The organism is Mesorhizobium sp. WSM4846, from assembly GCF_055811415.1.
The window spans coordinates 1-24,885 of record NZ_JBVVPZ010000046.1; the positions used below are offsets into that span (position 1 = coordinate 1).

Genomic DNA, 24,885 nt, shown 5'->3' on the forward strand with positions numbered 1-24,885 from the left:
GCGGCGGACACGACAGGGGGAAAACTGTAACCCATGTATCCGGTTCAAAGTGTTACCCATCTATCAACTGGACACCGTCGTCGACGGTTTCGCCAACGACAGGCGTTGCAGGACGAGCGCCGAGGGGCAGCCAGCCTCTTTCTCCCCGTTTACGGGGAGAAATGCCCGGCAGGGCAATGAGGGGCGGCGCCGACATCGATATGGTATGATAGGTGCATATTCTGCAAACGATCTGACGAGAAATGGATGACCATCTCAAACGAGAAAGCTTTGGAGCACCGACATGGCCGCGAGACGCCGCTAGAGACAGCGGCGCGGCTTCGGGCCGAATTCGGGATCGAACTTAGCAAGCAGGCACGTAAGCCGCTGCCGCGCCCGGTCTATGACGAATTGTCCGGTGAAGACTGATGCTTGTCGACGGGGTCGCTACGGTTAGGCTTACGGATCTGGAGACTGTCCCCTGACAGGCGGTGATCCCTTCCGCGCCATACTGCGCCGGATCATGCCGAAATCGGCGCCGCCGATGGCGAAGGCGGTGACGAAATAAAGCAGCGCCCCGCCGGCGACGAGCCCAAGCAGCGTTGCAGTCTTGACCACCAGCGGCGAGCCCGAAGCCAGTTGGGCGGCGAACCAGTGTTCGGCAAAATATAGCCCCGTCGCCATCACCGCGGCCGACAGCACCAGCCGTGGGATGCGTCTCATGAGCGGCACGTCGCGGCCCCAATGGCCGCGCCGGATCAGCAAGCCGAGCAGCATCAGCGCATTGACCCAGCCGGCGACGGCCGAGGCGACGGCGATGCCCGGCGCGCCCATCTGCGGAAACAGCGTCAGCGCGGTGGTGATGTTCACAGCCACCGAGATAGCGGCGAAGATCATCGGCGTGCGCGTGTCCTCGCGGGCGAAATAGCCGGGGGTGAACGCTTTGATCAGCACGAAGGCCGGCAGCCCCAAGCCGAAGATCGCCAGGATCGCCGCCACGATCGGCGTCGAGTTGTTTGCGGCAAATGCTCCGCGTTCGTAGACCAGCCCGACGATCGGCTCCGCCATGACCAGCAGTGCCGCCGCCGCCGGCAAGGTCAGGAACAGCGTGAACTCCACCGACCGGTTTTGCAGATTGGCCGCCTCGATCAGATTGCCCGACTTCAGCGCCCGCGACAGTTCGGGCAGAAGCACTATGGCGACGGCGATGCCGACGACGCCGAGCGGCAGCTGATAGATGCGATCGGCATAGGCGAGCGACGACACCGCGCTGTCCTGCGCCGAGGCGATTGCGGTGCCGATCAGTTGGTTGATCTGGGTGATGCCGCCGGTGATCGCCGCCGGCAGCGCCAGGATCAGCAGCCGCTTGACATTGGGCGTCATCCTTGGCCGGCGAAAGCCGATCGAGATGCCGGCATGGCGCACCGCCACCCAGACGATCGCCAGTTGCACCAGCCCCGCCGCCAGCACGCCCCAGGCCAGTGCGAAGCCAACGGTGCGCGCGTCCGATCCCTTGTGCCAGGCATAGGCGAGCACGCCGATCAGGATGACGTTTAGGAACACCGGCGCCACCGCGGCGGCGAAATAGCGGCGCAGCGAATTCAGCATGCCGGCCATCATGGCGCCGAGCGACATGCAGATCAGATAGGGAAACATGATGGTCGCGAGCCGGACCGTCATCTCGAACTTTCCAGGCGAGTCGGCAAAGCCCGGCGCCACCAGGTAGCGCACGATCAGCGGCATCGCCAGTTCCATGGCGATGGTCAGCGCCAGCAGCGCCGTGAACAGCACGCCGAACACCTCTTCGGAAAAGCGCTTGGCGCCATCGGTGCCGTGGGTCTCGATCTCCTTGGCGAACAGCGGCACGAAGGCGGCGTTGAAGGCGCCTTCGGCAAACAGCCGGCGGAAGGTGTTGGGAAACTGGAAGGCGGCATTGAAGGCGTCGGCGATCGGCCCGGTGCCGAGCGCGGCCGCCATCAGCATCTCACGGCCGAAGCCGAGGGCGCGGCTCATCAGCGTGCCGGAAGCGACCGTCGCGAACTTTTTGACAAGGCTCATGCGTCTGGAGACTGCCTGCAGGATTGGGACAAATGAGTGGTGGCTGTCACTCGGCTGCAGCCTTGGCCTTGCCGCCGCGCTCGGGCACGGTGCCTTCGAGGACGGCGATCAGCCTGTTTTTGATGGCGGCCATGCGGGTCGGGCTGTCGATCTTCTGGCCGGTGAGATCGGTGACATAGAAGGTGTCGATGACCTTTTCGCCGAACGTGGTGATGTGTGCCGAGGCGATGTCGAGCGACAAGTCGGACAACGCCCCGGTGATCTCGGACAGCAGGCCCGGCCGATCCAGCCCCTCGACCTCGATCACCGAGAACCGGTTCGACAGCGTGTTGCGGATTTCGGCGCGCGGCTGGATGCGGAAGACCTTGGCGCCGCGCCGCGGCTTGGTGCGCTTCTCGATCATCTCCGGCAGCCAGCTCTTGCCCGACAGCACGTCCTCGATCAGCCGGCCGACGCGTTCGGCACGGCGGCGTTCGTCCTCGTCGCGGTCGAATTCCCTCGAGATCAGGATGGTGTCCAGCGCGCGGCCGTCGGAGGTGGTGAAGATCTGCGCATCGACGATGTTGCCGCCGGCCGCCACACAGGCGCCGGCAATGACCGACAGCAGGCGGGGATGGTCCTGCGCCAGCACGGTGATCTCGGTCACCGCCTCGAACTGGTGGGTCTTGATCATCGTGGCGAGCTTCTTGCCCGCCGCATCCGCCTCGCGGATGAATTCGGCGTGGCGAAGCTGGTCGGCGAGATCGACCGCCAGCAGATAATTCTCATAGTGCTTGGCGACATAGCGCTTGCGCGCCTTTTCCGGCCAATCGGCGAGCGACTCGGCCAGCTTTTCGCGGGCAGCCGCGGTGCGCATCGCACGCGACACTTCCGAAAACCCGCCGGTCAACAGCAGTTCGGTTTCGTAGTAGAGCGTGCGCAGCAACTGACCCTTCCAGCCGTTCCAGACGCCAGGCCCGACGCCTCTGATATCGCAGACGGTCAGGACGAGCAGCAGCTTCAGCCGTTCGACCGACTGCACGATCGCGGAAAAGTCCTCGATCGTCTTGCGGTCGTTGAGGTCGCGGGTCTGCGCCGTCATCGACATCACCAAATGGTTCTCGACCAGCCAGGCGACCGTTTCGGTGTCGGCCGCCGACAACCCCATATGCGGGCAGATCCGCCGCGCGATCCGGGCGCCAGCTTCGGAATGGTCCTCCGGCCGGCCCTTGGCGATATCGTGCAGCAGCACCGCGACATAGAGCGCCTCGCGGCTTTTCTTCAGCCCCGGCATCAGCGAGTGGGCAAGCGGGTGGACCTTTTCACCGTCGCCGCGCTCGATCTCGGCCAGCACGCCGATGCAGCGGATCAGGTGCTCGTCCACCGTATAGTGGTGGTACAGCGAGAACTGCATCATGGCGACGATCTTGCCGAAATCCGGGATCAGCTTTGCCAGCAGTCCCGCCTCGTTCATCCGCCTGAGATTGAGTTCGGCATTGCGGTCCGACGTCAATATGTCGAGGAACAGCCGGTTGGCTTCCTCGTCGCGCCTGAGCGCCTTGCCGACGAGGCCGAGCGAACGGGTCAGCAGCTTCAGCGCATCGGGGTGAAATTCCAGCCCGTGCTTGTCGGCGAACCAGAACAGCCTCAAGAGATTGACCGGATCGCGCTCGAACACCAGGTCGTCGGCGATGTTGATGCGATGGTTGTCGATAATGAAATCGGACGTGCCGGCAAGCTTGCGCTTGCGGCGCGAGAAGGTGAGGAAGATGCGGTTGAAGCCCGGCACATGCTTGGCCTGCTCTTCCTCGAGCGCCGCGCAGAAGATGCGGGTCAGATCGCCGACGTCCTTGGCGACGAGGAAGTAATGCTTCATGAAGCGCTCGACCGCCGACAGGCCCGGATGTGTGGTGTAACCCAGCCGCTCGGCGATCTCGCGCTGGATGTCGAAATGCAGCCGTTCCTCGGCCTTGCCGGTGAGGAAATGCATGTGGCAGCGCACCGCCCACAGGAAGTCCTCGGCCTTCTGGAATTCCCGGTATTCGGTGCCGGTGAAGACGCCCTTGTCGACCAGTTCCTCGCCGGTGCGGACCCGGTAGAAATACTTGCCGATCCAGAACAGCGTCTGCAGGTCGCGCAGGCCGCCCTTGCCGTCCTTGACGTTGGGTTCGACCAGATAGCGGCTTTCGCCGGCCTTGGCATGACGCTCGTCGCGTTCGGCAAGCTTGGCCTGCACATATTCGGGTCCGGTCGTGCGCACCACCTCGCGGTCGAAGCGCTGCAAGAGCTCGTCATAGAGCTTCTGCTCGCCCCACAGAAAACGCGCCTCCAGGATCGAGGTGCGGATGGTGATGTCGGTGCGCGACTGCCGCAGGCATTCGTCGATGTTGCGGGTGGCGTGGCCGACCTTCAGCCCCAGGTCCCACAGCACGTAGAGCATGTATTCGACGATCTGCTCGCCCCATGGCGTCTGCTTGTAGGGCAGCAGGAAGAGCAGATCGATATCGGATCCCGGTGCCAGCGTGCCGCGGCCATAGCCGCCGACCGCGACGACGGCCATGCGTTCGGCCGATGACGGGTTTTTGACGCGATAGACGTGAGTGGCGGCGAACTCGTAGAGCGCGCGGATGATTTCGTCCATGAGATGCGACAGCCGGGCGGCGCAGGCAGTGCCGCTGCCGTCGTCCGTCAGCATGCGTTCGGCGATGCTGCGGCCGGCGGCCAGCCTGCCCTTGAGAAGCTGGAGAACACCGGCACGCGCAGCCTTGCCGGAGCCGTCGCCTGCCGTGGCCGCAGTCAGCGCGGTCATCTCGCGGCGCAAGGCTTCGGCGTCGATCAGTTCGTCGAGCTTTAGAGAGATTCTTGCCATAACTGCCGTTCGGCCTCGCCGTTTTGGCGGCGTCTATAGCGCGTTTTCGCGGCGCTGGGTATGGGGCGGACAGACAGGCTCTCCACGGGAGTCGAAACCGGATGATCGCCTCCTGCCGCACTTGATAGATGGTCTTGCTGGACGATGTTGCCAAGCCCGGAAGTGGCGGCGGCCATAAGCATGGAAGCGGTTTGGGTCAGGCAGTCCGGCATGCACCACGGCACCAAGGGTCGAAATTGGCCCTTGACCTTCCAGTCACTGGAAGCACTACCTCTGTTGCAAGTCCGAGACAGAGCGGTCTTTCCGCATTGACGCATTCCGACCACGACCATCACGCCCATAGCGGTTGCTGCTCGCCGAAAGCTGCTCCGTCCGTCGCCGACGCGGTCATTCGCGACCCGGTCTGCGGCATGACCGTCGATCCGGCCGCCGGCAAGCCGACCGCCGAGCATGGCGGCCATCGCTATCATTTCTGCAGCGAGCGCTGCCGTTCGAGGTTCACGGCCGAGCCGAAAACTACATTGCCGCCACCGATCCGGTCTGCGGCATGCGTGTCGAGCGTGCCGCCGCGAAGCACTTTTCCCGGCATGAAGGCCAGGGCTTCTATTTCTGCTCGGCCGGTTGCAAGGTGAAGTGAGGCGGAGCCGGCAAACTATCTTGGCGACAGGCCGGAGCAGCAGGCGATGCCGAAAGGCACGCAATACACCTGTCCGATGCATCCAGAAATCGTCCGCGACAAGTCAGGCGCCTGCCCGATCTGCGGGATGGCGCTGGAACCGATGGGCGTGCCGACCGGCGACGAGGGCCCGAACCCGGAACTGGTCGATTTCTGGCGCGGATCGTCGAGCTCGTCGCCAAGGCGCAGCGTTCGCGCGCGCCGATCCAGGGCCTGGCCGACCGCCTCTCCTTCTATTTCGTCCCGGCCGTCGTGGTGGTTGCGATCGTTGCGTTCATCGCCTGGGCGATCTTCGGGCCGCAACCCAGTCTGATCTTTGCAATCGTCTCGGCGGTCTCGGTGCTGATCATCGCCTGTCCCTGGCAGCGGCGATGAGCCTGTCCTCGGTTTCGGTGATCACCAACGCGTTGCGGCTCAGGACGTTGAAACTCTGAGCCAAGTCCCCAGATAGGAACTCGTTCAAAAAGGAGATCATGAATGACGTTGGCCAAGAAGATCGTGCTGCTGCTGATGGCGGCCGGAATGCTGCTTGCCGTTTTCCTGGAAAGCATTCCGTCGCAAGCCCAGGAGACGAAACACGACATGGGGGCGCACGACATGGGGGCGATGGGCGCGCAGGGTGCCTCGACCGACAGCTACAAGGCGGCGATGGACAAAATGCACACCGCGATGACGGCGATCGAATATTCCGGCAATGCCGATGTCGATTTCGCCCGCGGCATGATCCCGCATCACCAGGCGGCTATCGACATGGCCAAGGTCGAGCTTGCCAATGGCAAGGATTCGGAAATGCGCAAGCTGGCCGAAGCGGTTATCGCGGCGCAGGAAGCCGAGATCAAGCGGATGCAGGATTGGCTGGCCGCCCATCCGGTGAAGTAGCATCAGCCATCGGGCCTCGACTGGAGCACGCCATGCCGTCAACGATAAGAACCACAACATTGCCCTCGGGCGAAGCCGTTCCCGTGCTGGGTCAAGGCACTTGGAAAATGGGAGAGGACGCCCGCCGCCATGCCGATGAGGTCAATGCCCTGAAGCTTGGGCTGGATCTCGGCATGACGCTGATCGACACCGCCGAAATGTACGCCAGCGGCGGTGCCGAGGAAGTGGTGGCGGATGCTATTGCCGGGCGCCGCGACGAGGTGTTCCTGGTCTCCAAGGTGCTGCCGTCCAACGCCTCGCGCACCGGCGTGCCGGCGGCCTGCGAGGCAAGCCTCAGGCATCTTTGCACCGACCGCACCGATCTCTATCTGCTGCACTGGCCCGGCAGCGTGCCGCTGGCGGAAACGGTCGAGGCGTTCGAGGCGTTGAAAAAAGCCGGCAAGATCCGCCACTGGGGCGTCAGCAATTTTGACACTCATGAGATGGAGGAACTGGTCAGCCTGCCGGCCGGCGACGGCGTCCAGACCAACCAGATCCTCTACAATCTGTGCCAGCGCGGCCCCGAATTCGACCTTGCGCCCTGGAGCCGGCAGCGCGGCATTCCGCTGATGGCCTATTCGCCGGTCGACCAGGGCGTATTGGCGCGTAACGCCAGCCTCGAAGCCATCGCCGCCCGCCACGACGCGACAGCGGCGCAAATCGCACTTGCCTGGGTGATGGCACAGGACGGCGTCATCGCCATTCCAAAGGCCAGCAAGCAGGAGCATATCCGCCAGAATGTCGCGGCGCTCGACATCGAGCTTACGCGTGAGGATTTCACCGAAATCGACCGCGCCTTCCCGCCGCCGAGGCGGAAGCAGGGCCTGCAGATGATTTGAGGGATGGTGCGGGACCAGAAGCCAAGGTCGCGTTCTACGGCGCCCCCCTCTGTCCTGCCGGACATCTCCCCCACTTGGGGGGAGATCGGCAGCTTCGCCGTCCCGCTCCTCTTCAACGTTGGCGATTGGCGAAAGCCGAGATGACGGCCAATTTCCCCACCTGTGGGGGAGATGTCCGGCAGGACAGAGGGGGGCGCCGTAGAGCACCGAGGCCCAGCTACTTCCCCGCCATCCCCTTCAGCCGGTAAAGCGCCTCCAGCGCCTCCCGCGGCGTCATCTCGTCGGGGTTGATCTCCCCTAGCGCCGCGCTCAGCCCATCGCTCTTTGCCGGGCTCGATGCCTCCCGCCTCACCGCCACCGAAAACAGCGGCAGATCGTCGACCAGCCGGTTGGCCTTGCCCGAAACCTCGCCAGCTTCCAGTTGGTGCAGCACTTCCCTGGCCCGCCCGACTACCGCCTCCGGCAAGCCGGCCAGACGCGCCACCTGCACGCCGTAGGAGCGGTCGGCGGCACCCTTGCCGACCTCGTGCAGGAAGACCACGTCGCCTTCCCATTCCTTGACCCGCATGGTGACATTGTGCAGTCGAGCGAGCTTGCTGGCCAGCGCAGTCATTTCGTGGAAATGGGTGGCGAAGATCGCCCGGCAGCGGTTTTTTTCGTGCAGATACTCGACCGCCGCCCAGGCGATCGACAGGCCGTCGAAGGTGGCGGTGCCGCGGCCGATCTCGTCGAGGATCACCAGCGCGCGTTCGCCGGCCTGGTTGAGGATCGCCGCCGTTTCGACCATCTCGACCATGAAGGTCGAACGGCCGCGCGCCAGGTCGTCGGAGGCGCCGACACGTGAAAACAGCCGGTCGACGACGCCGATATGGGCTGATGCCGCCGGCACGAACGAGCCGGTCTGGGCGAGGATGGCGATCAGCGCGTTCTGCCTGAGGAAGGTCGATTTGCCGCCCATATTCGGGCCGGTCAGCAGCCAGATCGCGCCGTTTTTGGCATTGCCTTCCGGCGACAGATCGCAATCATTGGCGACGAACGGTCCTTCGCCCGAACGCCGCAGCGACTGTTCCACCACCGGATGCCGTCCGCCCGAAATGGCGAAGGCGAGGCTCGCGTCCACGATGGGTCGGCACCATGCCTCGCTTTCGGAAAGCAGCGCCAGTGCCGCCGACACGTCGAGCACGGCGAGTGCTTCGGCGCCGGCGCGGATCTTGTCCGCCTCGCCGACCGCTTCCGCCGTCAGCCTGTCGAAGGCGGCAAGCTCGATCGCCAGCGCCCGGTCGGCGGCATTGGCGATCTTCGATTCCAAGTCCGCCAGTTCGGTCGTGGTGAAGCGCATGGCGTTGGCCATGGTCTGGCGATGGATGAAGCGCGCCTTCGCCCCGTCGCTGCTCGTCATGATCGCATGGTTGTTGGCGGTGACTTCGATGTAGTAGCCAAGCACATTATTGTGCCGGATTTTCAGCGAGCGGATGCCGGTTTCGTCGATCAGCGAGCGCTCCAGCCCGGCGATCACCTTGCGAGATTCATCGCGCAGCGCCCGCATCTCGTCGAGCTCGGCGTTGTAGCTGGAACGGACGAAGCCGCCGTCGCGCCTGAGCAGCGGCAGCTCGTCGGCGAGCGCCCGCGTCAGATGCTCGGTCAGCGGGCGCGGCAGCGCCTCGATCGCCGCCCGCGCCGCCGTCAATTCTGGCGGCAGGGCGGTCGCCCCAAACAGTTCGGCAATAGCGCCGGCGGCCTCGAACCCGGCACGCAGCGCGCCGAGATCGCGCGGGCCGCCGCGGTTGAGCGCCAGCCGCGACAGCGCGCGTGGCATGTCGGCGACGCTCTTCAGGCTCGCCCGCACCGCCTGGCACAGCCGTGTCTCGGACCGGAAGAACGACACCGAATCCAGCCTTGCGCCAATTGCCGCCGGATCGGTCAGCGGCGCCATCAGCCGGTCGGCGAGCAGCCGCGCGCCGCCGCCGGTCACCGTGCGGTCGATCGCCTTGAACAGCGAGCCCTCGCGGCTGCCGGACAGCGTGCGCAGCAGTTCCAGATTGGCGCGTGTCGCCGGATCGATGAACAGCGTCGAACCCTGCTCCTCACGCTCGGGCCGCGACAGCGGCGGCCGCTCGGCCTTCTGCGTCTTCTCGACATAGGCGATGGCGCCTGAGATCGCCGACAGCTCGGCGCGGGAAAACGTGCCGAAGCTGTCCGGCGTCGCCACCTCGAAGAAACGGGCTATGCGCCCGGCGGCCGACGCCGAGTCGAACAGGCTCGGCGGCTGCGGACTGGCGATGCGGCCGAGCACATCGAACACCGATTTCAGCTCCGGATCGTAAAACACCGGTTCGGCGACGATCAGCTCGCGTGGGTCGACGCGAAAGACATCGGCGAGCAGCCGGTCGGCGCTGGTCTCGGCAACGCGGAAGGCGCCGGTCGAGATCTCGATCCAGGCCAGCGCAAAAGTTCCTTGGTTCCCTGTCGCGCTGCCGCGATCCCCGCTTCTTTGTTCGGCTCCGCCCTTGACCCGGCCAAGAGCCATCAAGAAACTCGATTCCGACGGCGCCAGCAATTTGTCCTCGGTGATGGTGCCGGGCGTTACCAGCCGCACCACGTCGCGGCGCACCACCGATTTGCCACCGCGTTTCTTCGCCTCTGCCGGATCCTCGATCTGCTCGCAGACGGCGACGCGGAACCCTTGTCCAATCAGCTTCTGCAGATAATCGTCGGCGGCATGCACCGGCACGCCGCACATCGGGATGTCGAGGCCCTGGTGCTTGCCACGCTTGGTCAGGACGATGCCGAGCGCCCGGCTCGCCTTCTCGGCGTCATCGAAGAACAGCTCGTAGAAATCGCCCATGCGGTAGAACAGCAGCGAATCCGGGTTCGCCGCCTTGATCTCGATATACTGCTCCATCATCGGCGTTGCCGGCGCAAAGGCCGGCGTAGCGCTGTCGCTGCGAATGGGCGTTTCGTCGTTCAAGAAGTTGCTTCCAAAATATCCCAAGCCATCTGCTTGGCGGTTTACAGCGGCGAAGTGTAGCCTTAATCCCGAACGTTCCACAAAAGAAAGCACCGCGCCCGTCTCAACGAGGTGCTGCACGGGTGAGGAAATCGAAAGCATCATGGCCAAGAAAACCGAAAGCAACGGCCCCTCCGTCAGTGCGCAGGAGGCGCTGGAATTCCATGCCATGGGCCGCCCGGGCAAGCTGGAGATCGTCGCCACCAAGCCGATGGCCACCCAGCGCGACCTCAGTCTCGCCTATTCGCCGGGCGTCGCGGTTCCGGTGCTTGCCATCGCCGAGGATCCCAGCCGCGCCTTCGACTACACGGCGCGCGGCAATATGGTCGCCGTCATCTCCAACGGCACCGCCATCCTCGGCCTCGGCAATCTCGGCGCGCTGGCCGCCAAGCCGGTGATGGAAGGCAAGGCGGTGCTGTTCAAGCGCTTCGCCGATGTCGATTCGATCGATCTCGAGGTCGACACCGAGGATGCCGAAGAGTTCATCAATTGCGTGCGTTTCCTTGGGCCGTCGTTCGGCGGTATCAATCTGGAAGACATCAAGGCGCCGGAGTGCTTCATCATCGAGCAGCGGCTGCGCGAACTTATGGACATACCGGTCTTTCATGACGACCAGCACGGCACCGCCATCATTTCGGCGGCCGGCCTGATCAACGCGCTGGAAATCACCGGCCGCGACATGAAGACCACCAAAATGGTCTGCAACGGCGCCGGTGCCGCCGGCATCGCCTGCATCGAACTGATGAAGGCGATGGGCTTTGCGCCCGAAAACATCATCCTGTGCGACACCAAAGGCGTCGTCTTCCAGGGCCGCACCGAAGGCATGAACCAGTGGAAGTCGGCGCACGCCGTCAAGACCGACGCGCGCTCGCTGGCCGAGGCGCTCGACGGTGCCGACGTGTTCCTCGGCCTCTCAGCCAAGGGCGCGCTGACCACCAAGATGGTGCAGTCGATGGCCGAGAAGCCGATCATCTTCGCCATGGCCAACCCCGATCCGGAGATCACGCCGGAGGAAGTCGCCGAAATCCGCGCCGATGCCATCATGGCCACCGGCCGTTCGGACTATCCGAACCAGGTCAACAACGTGCTCGGCTTCCCTTACATCTTCCGCGGCGCGCTGGACGTGCGGGCGACCACCATCAATGACGACATGAAGATCGCCGCGGCGCGTGCGCTCGCCGAACTGGCGCGCCAGGATGTGCCCGACGACGTCGCCGCCGCCTACCAGGGCATGCGGCCGAAATTCGGCCCCAACTACATCATCCCGGTGCCGTTCGACCCGCGCCTGATCTCGGCCATTCCGATCGCGGTTGCCAAGGCCGCAATGGAATCCGGCGTCGCGCGCAAGCCGATCCTCGACCTCGACCGCTACGCGCAGGAGCTGTCCGCCCGCCGCGATCCGATCGCCTCGACCCTGCAGCGCATCTACGACCGCGTGCGCCGCCAGCCCAAGCGCATCGTTTTCGCCGAGGGCGAGGAGGAGCAGGTGATGCGCGCCGCCGTCTCCTATGTGAACCAGCGGCTCGGCACCGCCATCCTGCTCGGCCGCGAGGACATCATCAAGGAGAACGCCAGGAACGCCGGCATCGAACTGAACAAGCAAGGCATCGAGATCATCAATGCCAGGCTGTCGCGCCGCAACGGCGTCTACACCGACTATCTATACGAGCGCATGCAGCGCAAGGGCTTCCTGTTTCGCGACTGCCAGCGCCTGATCAACAACGACCGCAACCATTTCGCCGCCTGCATGGTGGCGCTGGGCGATGCCGATGGCATCGTCACCGGCGTCACCCGCAACTACTCGACGGCGCTCGACGACATCCGCCGCATCATCGACGCCAAGCCCGGCCACCGCGTCATCGGCGCCTCGATCGTGCTGGCGCGGGGCCGAACCGTGATTGTCGCCGACACCGCCGTGCACGATATGCCGAATGCCGAACAGATCGCCGACATCGCCGAGGAGGCCGCCGGCTTTGCCCGCCGCATGGGTTATGAGCCACGGCTGGCCATGCTTGCCTATTCCACCTTCGGCCATCCGCAGGGCGAGCGCTCCGAACGCATCCAGGAAGCGGTGCGCATCCTCGACAAGCGGCGCGTCGATTTCGAGTATGACGGCGAGATGGCCGCCGACGTGGCGCTCAGCGCGCGCGCCATGGCGCAATACCCGTTCATCCGGCTGACCGGCCCGGCCAATGTGCTGATCATGCCAGCCTTCCACTCGGCCTCGATCTCGACCAAAATGCTGCAGGAACTCGGTGGCTCGACCGTCATCGGCCCGCTGCTGGTCGGCTTGGACAAGCCGGTTCAGATCGTCTCGCTCAACGCCAAGGACAGCGACATCGTCAACATGGCGGCGATTGCCGCTTATACCGCCGGGGCGTGAGGAACGAGCGCCTCTTCCTACAGCAGCCCTGCCTGCTCAGCCTCGTGGCGTAAATTCTGCCGCGGCCTTGGCCCGATCTGCTGGATCACCAGCCCGGCCGCCAGCGAGCCGAGATCGCCGCAATGCTTCAGGCTGCGGCCTTGTGTGTAGCCGTAGAGGAAGCCGGCGGCATAGAGGTCGCCGGCGCCGGTGGTGTCGACCAGTTCGCGGATTTCCGTCGCATTGATGGTGACGGTCTCGTCGCCGCGCACGATGATCGAGCCCTTTTCGGAGCGGGTGACGGCGGCGATCTTGCAATCCTTGCGGATCTGGGCCAGCGCCTCGTCGAACGAGGCGGTCTGGTACAGCGACTTGATCTCGTGGCTATTGGCAAAGACGATATCGACGGTGCCCGAGCGCATCAGCTCCAGAAACTCCTCGCGGTAGCGGTCGACGCAGAACGAATCCGACAATGTCATCGACACTTCGCGCCCGGCTGCGTGGGCGAGCTTCGCCGTCTGCCGGAACGCTTCCTTGGCGCGCGGCGGGTCCCACAGATAGCCCTCGAAATAGGTAACGGCGGCGCCCGACGCCTTGTCCGCCTCGACATCCTCCGGACCGAGCTCGATGCAAGCGCCGAGATAGGTGTTCATCGAGCGCTCGCCGTCCGGCGTGACGAAGATCATCGAGCGCGCCGTCGGCGGTTCGCCATTGAGCGGCCTGGTGTCGAAGGCCACGCCCTGGGCGTGCATGTCATGGGCGTAGATCTCGCCGAGCGTGTCATTCGAGACCTTGCCGAAGAAGGCGGCGCGGCCGCCGAAGCTGGCGACGCCCGCCGCCGTGTTGCCGGCGCTGCCGCCGGAGGCTTCGATGGCCGGGCCCATGCGGCTGTAGAGCAGCTCGGCGCGCCTCGTGTCGATCAAATTCATCGCGCCCTTGATGATGCCGTTCGTCTCAAGGAATGCCTCGTCGCACTGGGCGATAATGTCGACAATGGCATTACCGATACAAAGCACGTCATAGTTCGGCATCAATCATGTCTCCGCGAAAAACCACCGGCTTTCTGGCATGCCGGCCGCGGGCGGGTCTAGCGATTTGATGCGGCTTTGCCTAGGTCGTGATTTTAATTGGCGTGACGCCGCACGTGGTTGCGCCCTTGGTTGCGCTTGTGACTTCTCGTGTCTCCGCTTATTTCGCAGATGTTCAACATGGAATTGGAAACGCCGTGATCTCCAGCGCCGCCCGCGCCGCCGCCAGCCAGCTGTTCTCGCCCGAATTCCGCTCGGTGTTCGTAAAAACGTTGGGCCTGACCTTGCTGGCGCTCGCCGCGCTTTGGTTCGCCATCGAGGGCCTGTTCGAATGGCTGGCCTGGCCATGGATCGACGCATGGCTGCCCGCCCTGCCGTCCTGGGCCGGATGGCTGGGCGTCATCGTCGCCGGGATCGGTCTGGCGCTGGGTCTGGCGCTGCTGATCGCGCCGGTGACGGCGATCATCGCCGGCCTGTTCCTCGACGACGCCGCCGAACTGGTCGAGCGCACCGACTATCCCAATGACCCGCCCGGCCGCGCCATGCCGGCGCTGCGCTCGCTGGTGCTGGCGATAAGATTCTTCGGCGTCGTCATCCTCGGCAACATCGTGGCCTTGCTGCTGCTGCTGGTGCCGGGCATCAACATCGCTGCCTTCTTCATCGTCAACGGCTATCTGCTGGGACGCGAATTCTTCGAATTCGCCGCCATGCGCTTTCGCCCGGAGGCCGAAGCACGGGCGTTACGCAAAAAACATGCCGTCACGGTATTCCTCGCCGGGCTGGTTGTCGCTGCCTTCCTCGCCGTGCCGCTGCTCAACCTTTTGACGCCGCTGTTCGCCGCCGCCATGATGGTGCACCTGCACAAGGCTATCTCGGCGCGGGAAGCAGTGTAGGAGTGCTGATGCTCAGGTGATGCCGGCTCGCGAATGCCGATGTCCTGCGCTTCCGGGGCGTACCCAACGGTACGCTCGGTTCGGTTTCTCGGGGCCGGCGCTAGTGTAAAAGAAAACCACGTCCCAACTCGTCCTCGGATTCGACGATGAATTCGGCCCGGCCGCTGTAGAAGGCGCGGCCGCCGACGCGGGCGATGATGGCATCATGCGGCCCGGCTTTCGCGGTCCTCGCCACGCTGCCGGAAAAGCGCGAGCCGGCGATACTCTCGAACAGCCGCGTCTGGCCGGCGATTTCGCCCCTGGCATGCATCGCCGCCAGCCGCGCGGTGACACCCGATCCGGTCGGCGAGCGGTCGACCTGGGCCTCGGCGAAGACGCATATGTTTTTGGTCGGGCTATCGGAATATGCGTCCTGTCCATCGGTCAGGATGGTGCCGTAGAGAAAGGCAAGCTCGGCATGGTCGGGATGCGACAGCGGGAATCCATTCTTCAGCTTCTCCGTCAGTGCCGTCGCCGCATCGACGAAATCGCGCACGCGGTTCTTGCCGAACTCCAGCCCGAACTGCCGGCAATCGGCGAGCGCATAGAAGGCGCCGCCATAGGCGATGTCGAATCCGATCGCCCCGTAACCCGGCAATTCGATCTGCTGGTCGCGGGCGAACAGAAAGGCCGGCACGCTTTCGAATGACACAGCACCGGCCTTGCCGTCCTGCACCTCGACCGAGGCGACGACCAGCCCGCACGGCGCCTCGATGTTGACTGTCGTCAGCGGCTCCTGCCGCGCCACCAGCCCCTCGTCGACGGCGTAGCGGCCGAGCGCGACGATGGCGTGGCCGCACATCGTCGAATAGCCCTCATTGTGCATGAACAGCACGGCGAGGTCGGCGCCGGGCAGGTCGGGTTCCACCAGCAGCGCGCCATACATGTCGTAATGGCCGCGCGGCTCGAACATCAGGATCTTCCTGAGATGATCGAGATGATCGCGCACATAGGCGCGTTTTTCCAGGATCGTGCCTGCAGGGATGTTGGGATAACCACCGGTGACGATCCGCAGCGGCTCGCCGCCGGTGTGCATGTCGACGACGCTGAGCTTCATGCGTTGGGCCCATCTAAGCTGAAGATTTGGCAAACAACGCCTGCAGCTTGCCGAACGGCAAGGCGGTGCGGGTGAAGCCGAAGGTGCCGTCCTGCTGGATCTCGCGCGCCGCCGTTTCCAGCATGCCGAAGGCGTAATTGGTCAGCCAGGGCCCGAGTGAAATGCGCTTGACCCCTGCCTGGGCAAGATCGGCGATGGTGAAGCCGGGCCTCACCATGACGTTGACCGGCTTGGTCAGCGCCGAGCAGACGGTTTGCACCGTCTCGACATCGCCGAGGCCTGGCGCGTAGAGCACGTCGGCGCCGGCCTTCTCGAAGGCCTGCAGCCGCTTGATCGTGTCGTCGATGTCTGGCCTGCCCCACAGAAAATTCTCGGCCCGCGCGGTGAAGACGAAGTCGTGCTTCAGCGCCCGTGCCGCCTCCGCTGCAGCGGCGACGCGCTCGACGGCATGCGAAAATTCATAAATCGGCTTGTCGGGCTCGCCGGTGTGGTCCTCGATCGAGCAGCCGGCGAGGCCTGCCGCTTCGGCTGCGAAGACAGTTTCCGCGGCACTTGTCGCGCTGTCGCCCTTGCCCTTCTCGAGGTCGGCCGAGACCGGCAGGCCGGTCGCCGCGGTCACGTCGCGGCAGTGGTGGATCATCGCCTCGAAGGTCACCGCGCCATCGGGCAGGCCGCGCGAAAAGGCAAAGCCGGCGCTGGTCGTCGCCAACGCCTTGAAACCGAAGGAGGCCAGCAGTTTCGTCGTGCCGACGTCCCAGGGGTTGGGCATGACGAAGATCGAACTGTGCAGGTCGCGAAAGATTTTGCCCTTGTCCATGGATGCTCCCAGAGTGCGAAGCGCATTTTATCCCGCCACTGCCCGCCGGGCAAACGAATGCGATTGGGTCAGAAGCGATTGGCGTTCTCTCCTGCCAATTTGTCCAGTGCGTCGGACCCCTTGACGTACGCGGTCCCGTCCCAATGGTAGGTGACGGAGATGTCGCGCGAGGAAGCCTCGGGCGCCGCATCATCGCAGCTTTCGCCATTCGGCATGATGGCATCGGTCAACGTCGCCTTGATGGCCGCATAGGGCTGGCCTTCCGCAACGGTCTGAAACGCCAACTCCTGCGTGCGCCTGTAGGCGCACAGGGACTCGTCGAACGTAGAGATCATGTCGATCAGCTCGAACCTGTCGTCGCGGACCAGGATCAGCGGCGTGCTCACATAGCCCTGGCTCGAATTGAAATGCGTGCTCAGGGTGATGATGACGTCATCGCCTAGTCCGATCGGAAGCTTGCCCGGATCGCGGAAATAGGTGCTCCGGTCGACGGCGACATTGACAGCGTCGAGCAGTCTCGGCTTGCCGGCAAGATCGTAGAGCGCCAGCACCGCAAAGCCCTCTGCGCTGTCGGAGGAACTGCCGAGGTCGAACAGCATGGCCAGCCGTTCCTTGCCGCCGGCCCTGATCTGGAGCACGCCAGCATCGGAAAAGCCCGACGTTTCGGGCGGCGAGCCACCGCTATCCCCACCTTCGATATGGCGCATCTCGATCGGCATGGAGCCACGGTAGAAGCCATCCTTGTCCGCCGCCAGATCGGGAATGACCATCCTGGCGAGGTCGAGATAGGTCGTGTTCTCGTGGCCGGGGAGGGTGCTGCCAAGGTCCGGGAAGCTGACGCCCTGCGCGCCGGCCGCGGCCCACAGACACGGCAGCAGCAAGCAGGCGAGGGTGAAGCGAAACAGGATCGAGTTCATAGGCTGGGCGCCTCCCACTGTCGAACATTGGCAAGCTAGCATGGGCGCCTGGCGCGTCCAGCCGGATAAAAACCTGAAGACCAGATCAGGGGATCGGCACCAGCCCGGCCAGCTCGCGCATGTCGTCAAACAGGATGCCGCCGGCCTCGGTCAGGCCGTCGCGGTCGGAATGCGGGTCGCCGTAGTAGGAAAATACGCGCATGCCGGCGGCAATGCCGGCTAATGTCCCGGCGACGCTGTCCTCGATGACGATGCAGTCGGCTGGCGCGAAGCCCATCGTGCTTGCGGCATGCAGGAACAGGTCGGGAAAAGGCTTGCCGCGCGAAACCATGGTCGAGCTGAACAGTGCATGCTCGAACAGCGGCAGCAGCCCGGTCTGGCCGAGCGTGATGTGCATTTTACTCACCCGCGCCGACGAAGCGACGCAAGTTGCGATGCCGGCAGCGTGCACGGCTTCGATGAACTGCCTGACATAGGGGACGGCTTCGACGCCATGCGCGAACAGGTCCGGCAGACCGGCGTTCCAACGGTCGACGAAATCGGCGCCGAGGCTGGCGCCGGTCGCCTCGACTTCCTTCTGCACCGAGACCATGGCGCGGCCGGAGAAGTTCTTGCGGCAATATTCGAAGCTTGCCGGGTAGCCGGCGGCGCTGAGCCATTCGGCAAGGCGCCGATTGGCCAGGTTCTCGGTGTCGACCAGAACCCCGTCGCAATCGAAGATGACGAGTTTGGGTAGCGACATCAGGCCGTGCCGGTCGATCCGAAGCCGCCGGAGCCGCGCGTCGTTCCGCCGGCCAAGCTGCGCTCATCGACCGTCGCCTGCGTCACCGGGGCGAAGACGATCTGCGCGATCCGCATGCCGCGCGTCACCGCGAAATCCTCGTCGCCAAGATTGATCAGCAGCACCTTGACCTCGCCGCGATAGTCGCTGTCGATGGTGCCCGGCGTGTTGAGACAGGTAAGCCCGTGCTTGAAGGCGAGGCCCGAGCGTGGCCGGACCTGGCCTTCCACCCCCTCCGGGATCTCCAGGATCAGTCCGGTCGGCACCAGCGCGCGTTTTCCCGGCAGGATCAGCAGCGGCCGGTCGTCCGGCACCGCGGCGCGCAGATCCATGCCGGCGGCGCCCGGGCTTTCATAGGCGGGAAGCGGCAGGCCTTCACCGTGCGGCAGCCTGATGAAGCCGACGGCCGGACCGATGACGGAGGAAGTGTAGAGGGCTGCGCGCATGAGGCTGATCCTATCGCTATCAACGCCGATTCAGTCAACTCGGCGGCCAGACTATCAACGGCTTTCTTTCAGCGCAGTTCCGTTTCAGCGCAGTTCTACCGGGACGATGGTCGTCTCCTTGATCTCCTCCATGACGAAGGAGGCCGAAACATCCGACAGCGCCACCTTGGCGATAAGCCGCTGATAGAGCCGGTCATACGCCTTCACGTCGGCGACGCGGGCGCGCAAGACATAGTCGAGGTCGCCGGACATGCGGTAGACGCCGGTGATCTCGGGAAAGCCGCCCACTGCCGCCCGGAATTTTTGCAGCCAGTCGGGATCATGATTGGAGGTCCGGACCAAGATGAACACCGAAAGGCCAAGGCCAAGCTTGTCGGCATCGACCAGCGCCACCCGGCCGGTGATGACGCCGTCTTCCTCGAGCCGCTTGACCCGGCGCCAGCAGGCGTTGCGCGACAGCGACACCCTTTGCGACAATTGGTCGACCGACAGCGTGCCGTCGCGTTGCAGTTCGGCCAGCAATCTTCGGTCGATCTCATCGATTTCCAGCGACATGTGGGATGTTTGTCCCAATAATTGACCAGACACAAGGATATTTTGGGACTAATCAATCAAAACCTCGTGTCAGAATACTCAGCATCGGGGGCTTTTCCCGGCAGGAGGACCACCATGACGACACCGCTTGCAAGGCTCTTTACCTCTCACCCGGCCAAGGTGGGCGAGACCTATTTCAGCCATATGGCTTTCGCGGCGTGGTTCTGCTCGCGTCTGTTCATGGCAGCGTTCGCCGCACTCATTCACGCTTTCTTGCCGTTTCTGTTTGAGACTACGGCCAGCCGAATCGTTCGCGAGCTCTATGAGCGCACGCACAACAGAGGCACACACGCGATCAAGGAGCCTGCGGCTCTCATGGATCGCGCCTGAGGGGGATTAAGCGATGTGCCGGTGGGCGGCCTATCTTGGCGAAGCGGTTTTCCTCGAAGACATCGTCACGGCGCCCTGCCATTCGCTGATCGCCCAGAGTCATTGCGCTCAGGAAGCCAAGTCGCCGACCAATGGCGATGGCTTTGGTCTCGCCTGGTACGGCGACCGGCCCGAACCGGGTCTCTATCGCGACATCCTGCCGGCCTGGTCCGATCCCAATCTGAAGAGCCTGTGCCGGCAGATCAGGTCCAGCCTGTTCCTTGCCCATGTGCGCGCCTCGACCGGCGGCGCCACCAGCCGCATGAACTGTCATCCCTTCACTGCCGGCCGCTGGTCGTTCATGCACAACGGCCAGATCGGCGGCTTCGAAAGAATCCGCCGCGCGCTGGAAAACGCGCTCTCCGACGATGTCTTCGATCGCCGCGAGGGCACCACCGATTCCGAACTTTTCTTTCTCCTGATGATCGACGAGGGTCTGGCGGGCGATCCGCAAGGCGCGGTGTCGCGCGCTACGGCGCGGGTGATCGACGCCTCGCGCCGCGCCGGCTTCGAACCGGCGCTGAGACTTACCGCCGCCTTGTCGGACGGCGAATCGCTCCATGCAGTGCGCTATGCGACCGATGCCCACGCGCCGACGCTCTACACCTCCGTCTTCCGCAATGGCGGCGGACGATGCCTTATGTCGGAGCCTTTCGATCGTGATGGCGGCGACTGGCAGCCGATCCCGCCCTCTAGCTTCGTCACCATCACCAGAGACGGCATGACCATTCGTCCGTTTGCGCCGGAGCCGGCAAGACTGGCGCTGGCCGTGTAGATCCCTCGCTATCGCGGCAATATCGCGGGACGGTGCCGACCTCAGCAGACCCTCGCAGCGCAATTCCGATCAAGCACCACCTGTCCTCGAATGCTGAACTCGGCTTGAAGACGCGCCGTAGTCCGCCATTTGGTGAGGCTGGCGCCGCTAGCAAGCCGGAGCATTGGGCATGGACCTCGTCTCTTCCTCCACCAGAGAATTGGCTGCCGCGATCCGCGACCGCAAGATTTCCGCCGTGGAAGCGCTGGACGCGCATTTGGCTGAGATCGACAGGCATAATGAGGCGGTCAACGCGGTCGTCACGCTCGACAGGGAAGGGGCTCGCGCTCGCGCGAAGAAGGCCGACGAAGCGCAAGCGCGCGGCGACGCTCTCGGGCCGCTGCACGGCGTGCCGTTCACGCTGAAGGACACCCACGAAACACTGGGGATGAAGACGACGGTCGGCTTCCCGCCTTTTGCCGACTATGTGGCGAGAAAAGACAGCCCGATCGTCCTCAGGTTGAAGGCGGCCGGCGGCGTGCTCGTCGGCAAGACAAATGTCGCAACGATGCTGGGCGACTGGCAGTCGAACAACCCACTGTTCGGCCGCACCAGTAATCCGTGGGATCTATCGCGCACCGCCGGCGGTTCCAGCGGGGGAGCTGCGGCAGCACTTTGCGCGGGCATGACGCCATTCGAACTCGGCACCGACATGCAGGATTCGATCCGCCTGCCGGCAGCCTTCTGCGGTGTCTACGGCCTCAAGCCGACCGAGCATCGCGTCTCCTTGGCCGGCGCCTTTCCCGATCCCGGTGGCGTACCGCGCGGCGTACGGCTGATGTCCTGCATCGGTCCGCTGGCCCGCAACGTCGAAGATCTGGCGCTGATCCTGAGGATCATTGCAGGACCGGATGGCAGCGACACCGACCTTGCCCCGGTGCCTGTCGAGGGCACGCCGGAGGTTGATCCCAAGACCCTGCGCATCGCTTTCGCGCCGGCCTTTCCGGGTTTTCCGGTAGCCGGCGAGATCAGGGCCGCGGTCGAAAGTCTGGCCGAGCAACTCAAGTCTGCGGGGGCAGCCGTCGAGGAAGCAAGACTGCCGACGCTCGACCTGCATGACGATCTGACGCAAGGCGGCGCGCTGATCGGCATGATGCTGGAGGCTGCGCAACCGGAGCCGCCAGAAGAACCGACACCGGTCTCGCGCTGGTTCGAGGCGCTCGCCCGCCGCGACCAGTCAATCCTTGCCTGGGACTGGTTTTTCGAAGGTTGCGATGTCTTGCTTTGCCCCGTCGCCATGACCACGGCCTTTCCGCATTGCGAGCCGGGAACACCAATCAAGGTCGATGACAGGGAGCAGAGCTACTGGCTGCTGCCAGCCTATGGCGCGGTGTTCAACTACAGCGGCCACCCAGCACTGTCGATGCCCTGCGGGCAGGACCGCGACGGCCTGCCCATCGGCTTGCAGCTGGTCGGCCGTCGCTGGTCAGAATCGCGGCTGCTTGGCATCGCCAGGGCGATAGCGCCGCTGAGCGGCGGTTTTCGCCCTCCGCCCGGCTATTGAGCAAACCGCGCCAACCCATAGGGCTCAAGCAGCGGGTCGCGCGCGTCGTCCAGTATTTCCCGGCCGGCGAACAGGCCGACGGCAGGCGCCAGCGTGATGCCGGAATGCATGACCGCGACATAGAGGCCGCTCACGCCTTGAGCCCGTCCGATGATCGGAAAGCCGTCGATCGGCGTCGGCCGATAGCCGACAGTGTGAAAATCCAGATCCAGCCGGTCGGCGCCGCGCAGCATGGTTTTCATCGACGCATACAACTCGCGGGCTGTGGCTTCGGTATCCATGCCCGGATCGGCGCCGCCGAAATCCGAGCCGGCGATGATGCGGCCCTCGGCAGTCTGGCGCATGTGCAGCCGGTCGCCGATCACCAGGCCGTTGAGCAGCTTTTCGTACGGGCGTGAATGGACGATCAGGCCGGGCGGCGTCTCGATCGGCAGTTTTAGCCCGGCCGTTGCCGCAATTGCCGCAGAGCCGGCGCCGGCCGCGATCACCACCTCGTCGGCGACAATCCGTCCGCCTGACGTATCGACGCCGCTAATCCTGCCATTGGTCTGTATCAGCGCGGTGACTGTCGTGCTGGTAATCACCCGCGCGCCAACCCGCTCGGCGTCGGCCAGCAGCGTCTGCGTGGCCGCGACCGGTTCGGCCACGCCCTCCTCAGCGACGTGAAGGGCGAAGTCGGGAAGCTCGGTCAAATTTGGCTCTATACGTGCGGCTCCCACGCGGTCGACGCGCTCGATCCCGTAGCCCCAGGCGGAATGCTCGGCGGCATAGGCCTCAAGCTCGGCCGGCGGCATGTCCCAGCACAGGCCGCCGCACCAGGCGAGCGGAATGCCGGGCACGTCATGGGCAAGCCGCGTCCACTCGGCCATCGAACGGGTACGCAGCCGGAAATACGGCTCTGGATTGCCCCAACTGGCATTGATCCAGGCAAAGGAATTCGGCGTAGCGACACCGCCGGCGCCGCTGTCGGCAATGATCGTCACGTTCGCGCCAGCCTTCGCCAGATGCCAGCCGATGGACGCGCCGATGATGCCGGCGCCGCCGACGATGACGTGCTTGGCTGCGCTCATGGATGGACCTTTATCGAACCGCCTCATGTTGATGCCATTGCGGCGGACCTATCTCAAGGCGGGGCAACCGCCCAAAATTGTTCGACAGGCTGCAAAAGCGCTGCTAGAAGCCCGCGCACCACATGGGATTCCATAAATTGGCTGAAGACATCACGAACGCGGTGGCGCGCCGCCGCACTTTCGCGATCATCGCGCATCCGGACGCCGGCAAGACGACGCTGACCGAAAAGCTGCTTTTGTTCGGCGGTGCCATCCAGCTTGCCGGCGAGGTCAAGGCCAAGAAGGATCGCATCCAGACCCGGTCGGACTGGATGAAGATCGAGCGCGAGCGCGGCATTTCGGTCGTCACCTCGGTGATGACCTTCGAGTATGAGGACAATGTCTTCAACCTGCTCGATACGCCCGGTCACGAGGATTTCGCCGACGATACCTATCGCACGCTGTCGGCGGTCGATGCGGCGGTCATGGTCATCGACGCCGCCAAGGGTATCGAGCCGCGCACGCTAAAACTGTTCGAGGTCTGCCGGCTTCGCGACATCCCGATCATCACCTTCGTCAACAAGATGGACCGCGAAAGCCGCGACCCGTTCGAGATCCTCGATGAGATCGAGCAGAAGCTGGCGCTGGACACCGCACCGATCACCTGGCCGATCGGCCACGGCAAAACCTTTTCCGGCACCTATCATCTGGCGCTGAACGCGGTGCGCAAGGGCGACGCCGAGAAAGAACGCACGCCGGTCAATGGTCCCGACTCCAACCGCGTCGCCGGCCTGTTGCCGGAGAACGAGCGCGAGGCTTTCATCGAGGAGCTGGAGCTGGCGCGCGAAGCCTGCCGCCCGCTCGACATCGGTGCGTTTCGCGAGGGCCATCTGACGCCGGTTTATTTCGGTTCGGCGCTGCGCAATTACGGCGTCCGCGACCTGATCGAGGCGCTTGGTGCCTACGGGCCGCCGCCACGCGCGCAGGAAGCCGATACCCGCAAAGTCGAGGCGACCGAGGATAGGATGACCTCCTTCGTCTTCAAGATCCAGGCCAACATGGATCCCAACCACCGCGACCGCATCGCCTTCGTCCGCGTCTGCTCGGGCAAGCTCGAGCGCGGCATGAAAGCCAAGCTGGTGCGCACGGGAAAACCGATGAGCCTGTCGGCGCCGCAATTTTTCTTCGCCCGCACCCGCGTCACCGCCGACGAGGCCTTTGCCGGCGACGTCGTCGGCATCCCCAACCACGGCACGCTGCGCATCGGCGATACGCTGACCGAGGGCGAGGAGATCCTGTTCCGCGGCGTGCCGAATTTCGCGCCGGAAATCCTGCGCCGCGTCCGGCTCGGCGACGCGATGAAGGCCAAGAAGCTGAAGGAGGCGCTGCACCAGATGGCCGAGGAAGGCGTCGTGCAACTGTTCTCGCCAGAAGACGGCTCGCCGGCAATCGTCGGCGTCGTCGGTGCGCTGCAGCTCGACGTGCTGAAGGAGCGGCTGAATATCGAATACACGCTGCCGGTCGATTTCGAGATGTCGCGCTTTTCCGTCTGCCGCTGGATATCGGCCGACGACAAGGCCGAGGTGCATCGCTTCATCGAGGCGCATCGCGGCGACATTGCCCGCGACCTCGACCACGATCCGGTGTTCCTTGCCCAGCACGCCTTTTCGCTCAACTACGAGGCCGAGCGCTGGAAGGCGATCCGCTTCGCCGCGGTCAAGGATTATCAGGTCCGCGACAAGGCGGCTTGAACTAGACTCAGCGCCTTCCCTTCCCCCTCGTGGGGAAGATAGATTGGCACGGAGAGCCGAGCCGGATGAGGGGTGTTGGACAGAGTGCCGGCGGCGCCAAGCTGGAACACCCCTCATCCGACCGAGCTTCGCTCGGCCA

Annotated in this window: 20 protein-coding genes and 1 pseudogene; 10 read left to right on the top strand and 11 right to left on the bottom strand. The window is 64.5% G+C overall.

The features are described from left to right. Positions 1 to 246: 246 nt before the first annotated feature. Positions 247 to 408, top strand: coding sequence for a hypothetical protein (locus AC0L15_RS27630; protein ID WP_023803758.1), 162 nt, complete (start codon positions 247 to 249; stop codon positions 406 to 408). A gap of 30 nt (positions 409 to 438) precedes the next feature. On the opposite strand, the gene murJ is transcribed toward AC0L15_RS27630, so the two are convergent. After that, positions 439 to 2,037 (bottom strand): murein biosynthesis integral membrane protein MurJ, encoded by a 1,599-nt coding sequence (gene murJ, locus AC0L15_RS27635; protein WP_287250261.1) that lies wholly within the window; start codon positions 2,035 to 2,037, stop codon positions 439 to 441. 46 nt (positions 2,038 to 2,083) lie between these two features. After that, a complete protein-coding gene (locus AC0L15_RS27640; protein WP_473497695.1) occupies positions 2,084 to 4,885 on the bottom strand; it encodes a [protein-PII] uridylyltransferase in 2,802 nt (933 codons plus the stop codon). A gap of 308 nt (positions 4,886 to 5,193) precedes the next feature. Between AC0L15_RS27640 and AC0L15_RS27645 the strand changes: the two are divergent. From AC0L15_RS27645 to AC0L15_RS27655, 3 genes and pseudogenes are all read left to right on the top strand, one after another. Further along, positions 5,194 to 5,721 (top strand): annotated as a pseudogene (locus AC0L15_RS27645) (YHS domain-containing protein); the annotation flags it as partial. A gap of 317 nt (positions 5,722 to 6,038) precedes the next feature. After that, positions 6,039 to 6,440, top strand: a complete 402-nt coding sequence (gene copM / locus AC0L15_RS27650) for a CopM family metallochaperone (RefSeq protein WP_287250266.1) — start codon at positions 6,039 to 6,041, stop codon at positions 6,438 to 6,440. 32 nt (positions 6,441 to 6,472) lie between these two features. Further along, on the top strand, positions 6,473 to 7,318 hold the full coding sequence (locus AC0L15_RS27655) for an aldo/keto reductase (RefSeq protein ID WP_473497697.1): 846 nt from the start codon (positions 6,473 to 6,475) through the stop codon (positions 7,316 to 7,318). 217 nt (positions 7,319 to 7,535) lie between these two features. Here the strand turns inward: AC0L15_RS27655 and mutS are convergent, their stop codons facing one another. Then, a complete protein-coding gene (gene mutS / locus AC0L15_RS27660) occupies positions 7,536 to 10,286 on the bottom strand; it encodes a DNA mismatch repair protein MutS (RefSeq protein WP_287250271.1) in 2,751 nt (916 codons plus the stop codon). A 142-nt stretch (positions 10,287 to 10,428) separates the two neighbouring features. On the opposite strand from mutS, the gene AC0L15_RS27665 reads away from it, so the two are divergent. After that, positions 10,429 to 12,708, top strand: a complete 2,280-nt coding sequence (locus AC0L15_RS27665) for an NADP-dependent malic enzyme (RefSeq protein ID WP_287250273.1) — start codon at positions 10,429 to 10,431, stop codon at positions 12,706 to 12,708. A gap of 17 nt (positions 12,709 to 12,725) precedes the next feature. Here the strand turns inward: AC0L15_RS27665 and AC0L15_RS27670 are convergent, their stop codons facing one another. After that, entirely contained in the window at positions 12,726 to 13,718 is a 993-nt protein-coding gene (locus tag AC0L15_RS27670; protein ID WP_287250275.1) for an adenosine kinase, read from the bottom strand. A 194-nt stretch (positions 13,719 to 13,912) separates the two neighbouring features. Between AC0L15_RS27670 and AC0L15_RS27675 the strand changes: the two genes are divergently transcribed. Next, on the top strand, positions 13,913 to 14,608 hold the full coding sequence (locus AC0L15_RS27675; protein ID WP_287282956.1) for a sulfate transporter family protein: 696 nt from the start codon (positions 13,913 to 13,915) through the stop codon (positions 14,606 to 14,608). A 100-nt stretch (positions 14,609 to 14,708) separates the two neighbouring features. Here AC0L15_RS27675 and AC0L15_RS27680 read toward each other — a convergent pair whose 3' ends face one another. The 6 genes from AC0L15_RS27680 to AC0L15_RS27705 form a co-directional block, all read right to left on the bottom strand. After that, positions 14,709 to 15,704, bottom strand: a complete 996-nt coding sequence (locus tag AC0L15_RS27680; RefSeq protein WP_287250278.1) for a proline racemase family protein — start codon at positions 15,702 to 15,704, stop codon at positions 14,709 to 14,711. A gap of 13 nt (positions 15,705 to 15,717) precedes the next feature. Further along, positions 15,718 to 16,521, bottom strand: coding sequence for an isocitrate lyase/PEP mutase family protein (locus AC0L15_RS27685; RefSeq protein WP_473497700.1), 804 nt, complete (start codon positions 16,519 to 16,521; stop codon positions 15,718 to 15,720). A 68-nt stretch (positions 16,522 to 16,589) separates the two neighbouring features. After that, a complete protein-coding gene (locus AC0L15_RS27690) occupies positions 16,590 to 17,438 on the bottom strand; it encodes a hypothetical protein (RefSeq protein ID WP_287250282.1) in 849 nt (282 codons plus the stop codon). Between the two features lie 85 nt (positions 17,439 to 17,523). Beyond that, the gene (locus AC0L15_RS27695; protein WP_287055152.1) at positions 17,524 to 18,180 is read right to left on the bottom strand and encodes an HAD family hydrolase; all 657 of its coding nucleotides are present in this window, start codon (positions 18,178 to 18,180) and stop codon (positions 17,524 to 17,526) included. Next, positions 18,180 to 18,665 carry a dUTP diphosphatase gene (gene dut, locus AC0L15_RS27700; RefSeq protein WP_023803741.1) on the bottom strand — a complete coding sequence of 162 codons (486 nt, stop codon included), beginning with the start codon at positions 18,663 to 18,665 and terminating at the stop codon, positions 18,180 to 18,182. The genes AC0L15_RS27695 and dut overlap by 1 nt, the downstream gene beginning before the upstream one ends. 84 nt (positions 18,666 to 18,749) lie before the next feature. Then, positions 18,750 to 19,220, bottom strand: a complete 471-nt coding sequence (locus AC0L15_RS27705) for an Lrp/AsnC family transcriptional regulator (RefSeq protein WP_023803740.1) — start codon at positions 19,218 to 19,220, stop codon at positions 18,750 to 18,752. Positions 19,221 to 19,334: 114 nt separating this feature from the next. On the opposite strand from AC0L15_RS27705, the gene AC0L15_RS27710 reads away from it, so the two are divergent. The 3 genes from AC0L15_RS27710 to AC0L15_RS27720 all read left to right on the top strand — a co-directional run bounded on the left by AC0L15_RS27710 (position 19,335) and on the right by AC0L15_RS27720 (position 21,946). Next, positions 19,335 to 19,589, top strand: a complete 255-nt coding sequence (locus AC0L15_RS27710; RefSeq protein ID WP_023803739.1) for a DUF6356 family protein — start codon at positions 19,335 to 19,337, stop codon at positions 19,587 to 19,589. Positions 19,590 to 19,602: 13 nt separating this feature from the next. Then, the gene (locus AC0L15_RS27715; protein WP_023803738.1) at positions 19,603 to 20,403 is read left to right on the top strand and encodes a class II glutamine amidotransferase; all 801 of its coding nucleotides are present in this window, start codon (positions 19,603 to 19,605) and stop codon (positions 20,401 to 20,403) included. 169 nt (positions 20,404 to 20,572) lie between these two features. After that, on the top strand, positions 20,573 to 21,946 hold the full coding sequence (locus AC0L15_RS27720) for an amidase (RefSeq protein WP_023803737.1): 1,374 nt from the start codon (positions 20,573 to 20,575) through the stop codon (positions 21,944 to 21,946). Here the strand turns inward: AC0L15_RS27720 and AC0L15_RS27725 are convergent. Then, complete coding sequence (locus AC0L15_RS27725) at positions 21,940 to 23,016, bottom strand: NAD(P)/FAD-dependent oxidoreductase (protein ID WP_473497702.1); 1,077 nt, start codon at positions 23,014 to 23,016, stop codon at positions 21,940 to 21,942. The genes AC0L15_RS27720 and AC0L15_RS27725 overlap by 7 nt on opposite strands. A gap of 122 nt (positions 23,017 to 23,138) precedes the next feature. Here AC0L15_RS27725 and AC0L15_RS27730 point away from each other — a divergent pair, with 122 nt between their 5' ends. Further along, the gene (locus AC0L15_RS27730) at positions 23,139 to 24,746 is read left to right on the top strand and encodes a peptide chain release factor 3 (protein WP_473497704.1); all 1,608 of its coding nucleotides are present in this window, start codon (positions 23,139 to 23,141) and stop codon (positions 24,744 to 24,746) included. Positions 24,747 to 24,885: the final 139 nt, after the last annotated feature.

Excerpts from the sequence above, each read along its gene's own strand:
- AC0L15_RS27630 (WP_023803758.1), top strand. The coding sequence starts at position 247 with ATGACCATCTCAAACGAGAAAGCTTTGGAGCACCGACATGGCCGCGAG.
- murJ (WP_287250261.1), bottom strand. The coding sequence starts at position 2,037 with ATGAGCCTTGTCAAAAAGTTCGCGACGGTCGCTTCCGGCACGCTGATG.
- AC0L15_RS27640 (WP_473497695.1), bottom strand. The coding sequence starts at position 4,885 with ATGGCAAGAATCTCTCTAAAGCTCGACGAACTGATCGACGCCGAAGCC.
- copM (WP_287250266.1), top strand. The coding sequence starts at position 6,039 with ATGACGTTGGCCAAGAAGATCGTGCTGCTGCTGATGGCGGCCGGAATG.
- AC0L15_RS27655 (WP_473497697.1), top strand. The coding sequence starts at position 6,473 with ATGCCGTCAACGATAAGAACCACAACATTGCCCTCGGGCGAAGCCGTT.
- AC0L15_RS27665 (WP_287250273.1), top strand. The coding sequence starts at position 10,429 with ATGGCCAAGAAAACCGAAAGCAACGGCCCCTCCGTCAGTGCGCAGGAG.
- AC0L15_RS27670 (WP_287250275.1), bottom strand. The coding sequence starts at position 13,718 with ATGCCGAACTATGACGTGCTTTGTATCGGTAATGCCATTGTCGACATT.
- AC0L15_RS27680 (WP_287250278.1), bottom strand. The coding sequence starts at position 15,704 with ATGAAGCTCAGCGTCGTCGACATGCACACCGGCGGCGAGCCGCTGCGG.
- AC0L15_RS27685 (WP_473497700.1), bottom strand. The coding sequence starts at position 16,521 with ATGGACAAGGGCAAAATCTTTCGCGACCTGCACAGTTCGATCTTCGTC.
- AC0L15_RS27690 (WP_287250282.1), bottom strand. The coding sequence starts at position 17,438 with ATGAACTCGATCCTGTTTCGCTTCACCCTCGCCTGCTTGCTGCTGCCG.
- AC0L15_RS27695 (WP_287055152.1), bottom strand. The coding sequence starts at position 18,180 with ATGTCGCTACCCAAACTCGTCATCTTCGATTGCGACGGGGTTCTGGTC.
- dut (WP_023803741.1), bottom strand. The coding sequence starts at position 18,665 with ATGCGCGCAGCCCTCTACACTTCCTCCGTCATCGGTCCGGCCGTCGGC.
- AC0L15_RS27705 (WP_023803740.1), bottom strand. The coding sequence starts at position 19,220 with ATGTCGCTGGAAATCGATGAGATCGACCGAAGATTGCTGGCCGAACTG.
- AC0L15_RS27710 (WP_023803739.1), top strand. The coding sequence starts at position 19,335 with ATGACGACACCGCTTGCAAGGCTCTTTACCTCTCACCCGGCCAAGGTG.
- AC0L15_RS27715 (WP_023803738.1), top strand. The coding sequence starts at position 19,603 with ATGTGCCGGTGGGCGGCCTATCTTGGCGAAGCGGTTTTCCTCGAAGAC.
- AC0L15_RS27720 (WP_023803737.1), top strand. The coding sequence starts at position 20,573 with ATGGACCTCGTCTCTTCCTCCACCAGAGAATTGGCTGCCGCGATCCGC.
- AC0L15_RS27725 (WP_473497702.1), bottom strand. The coding sequence starts at position 23,016 with ATGAGCGCAGCCAAGCACGTCATCGTCGGCGGCGCCGGCATCATCGGC.
- AC0L15_RS27730 (WP_473497704.1), top strand. The coding sequence starts at position 23,139 with ATGGGATTCCATAAATTGGCTGAAGACATCACGAACGCGGTGGCGCGC.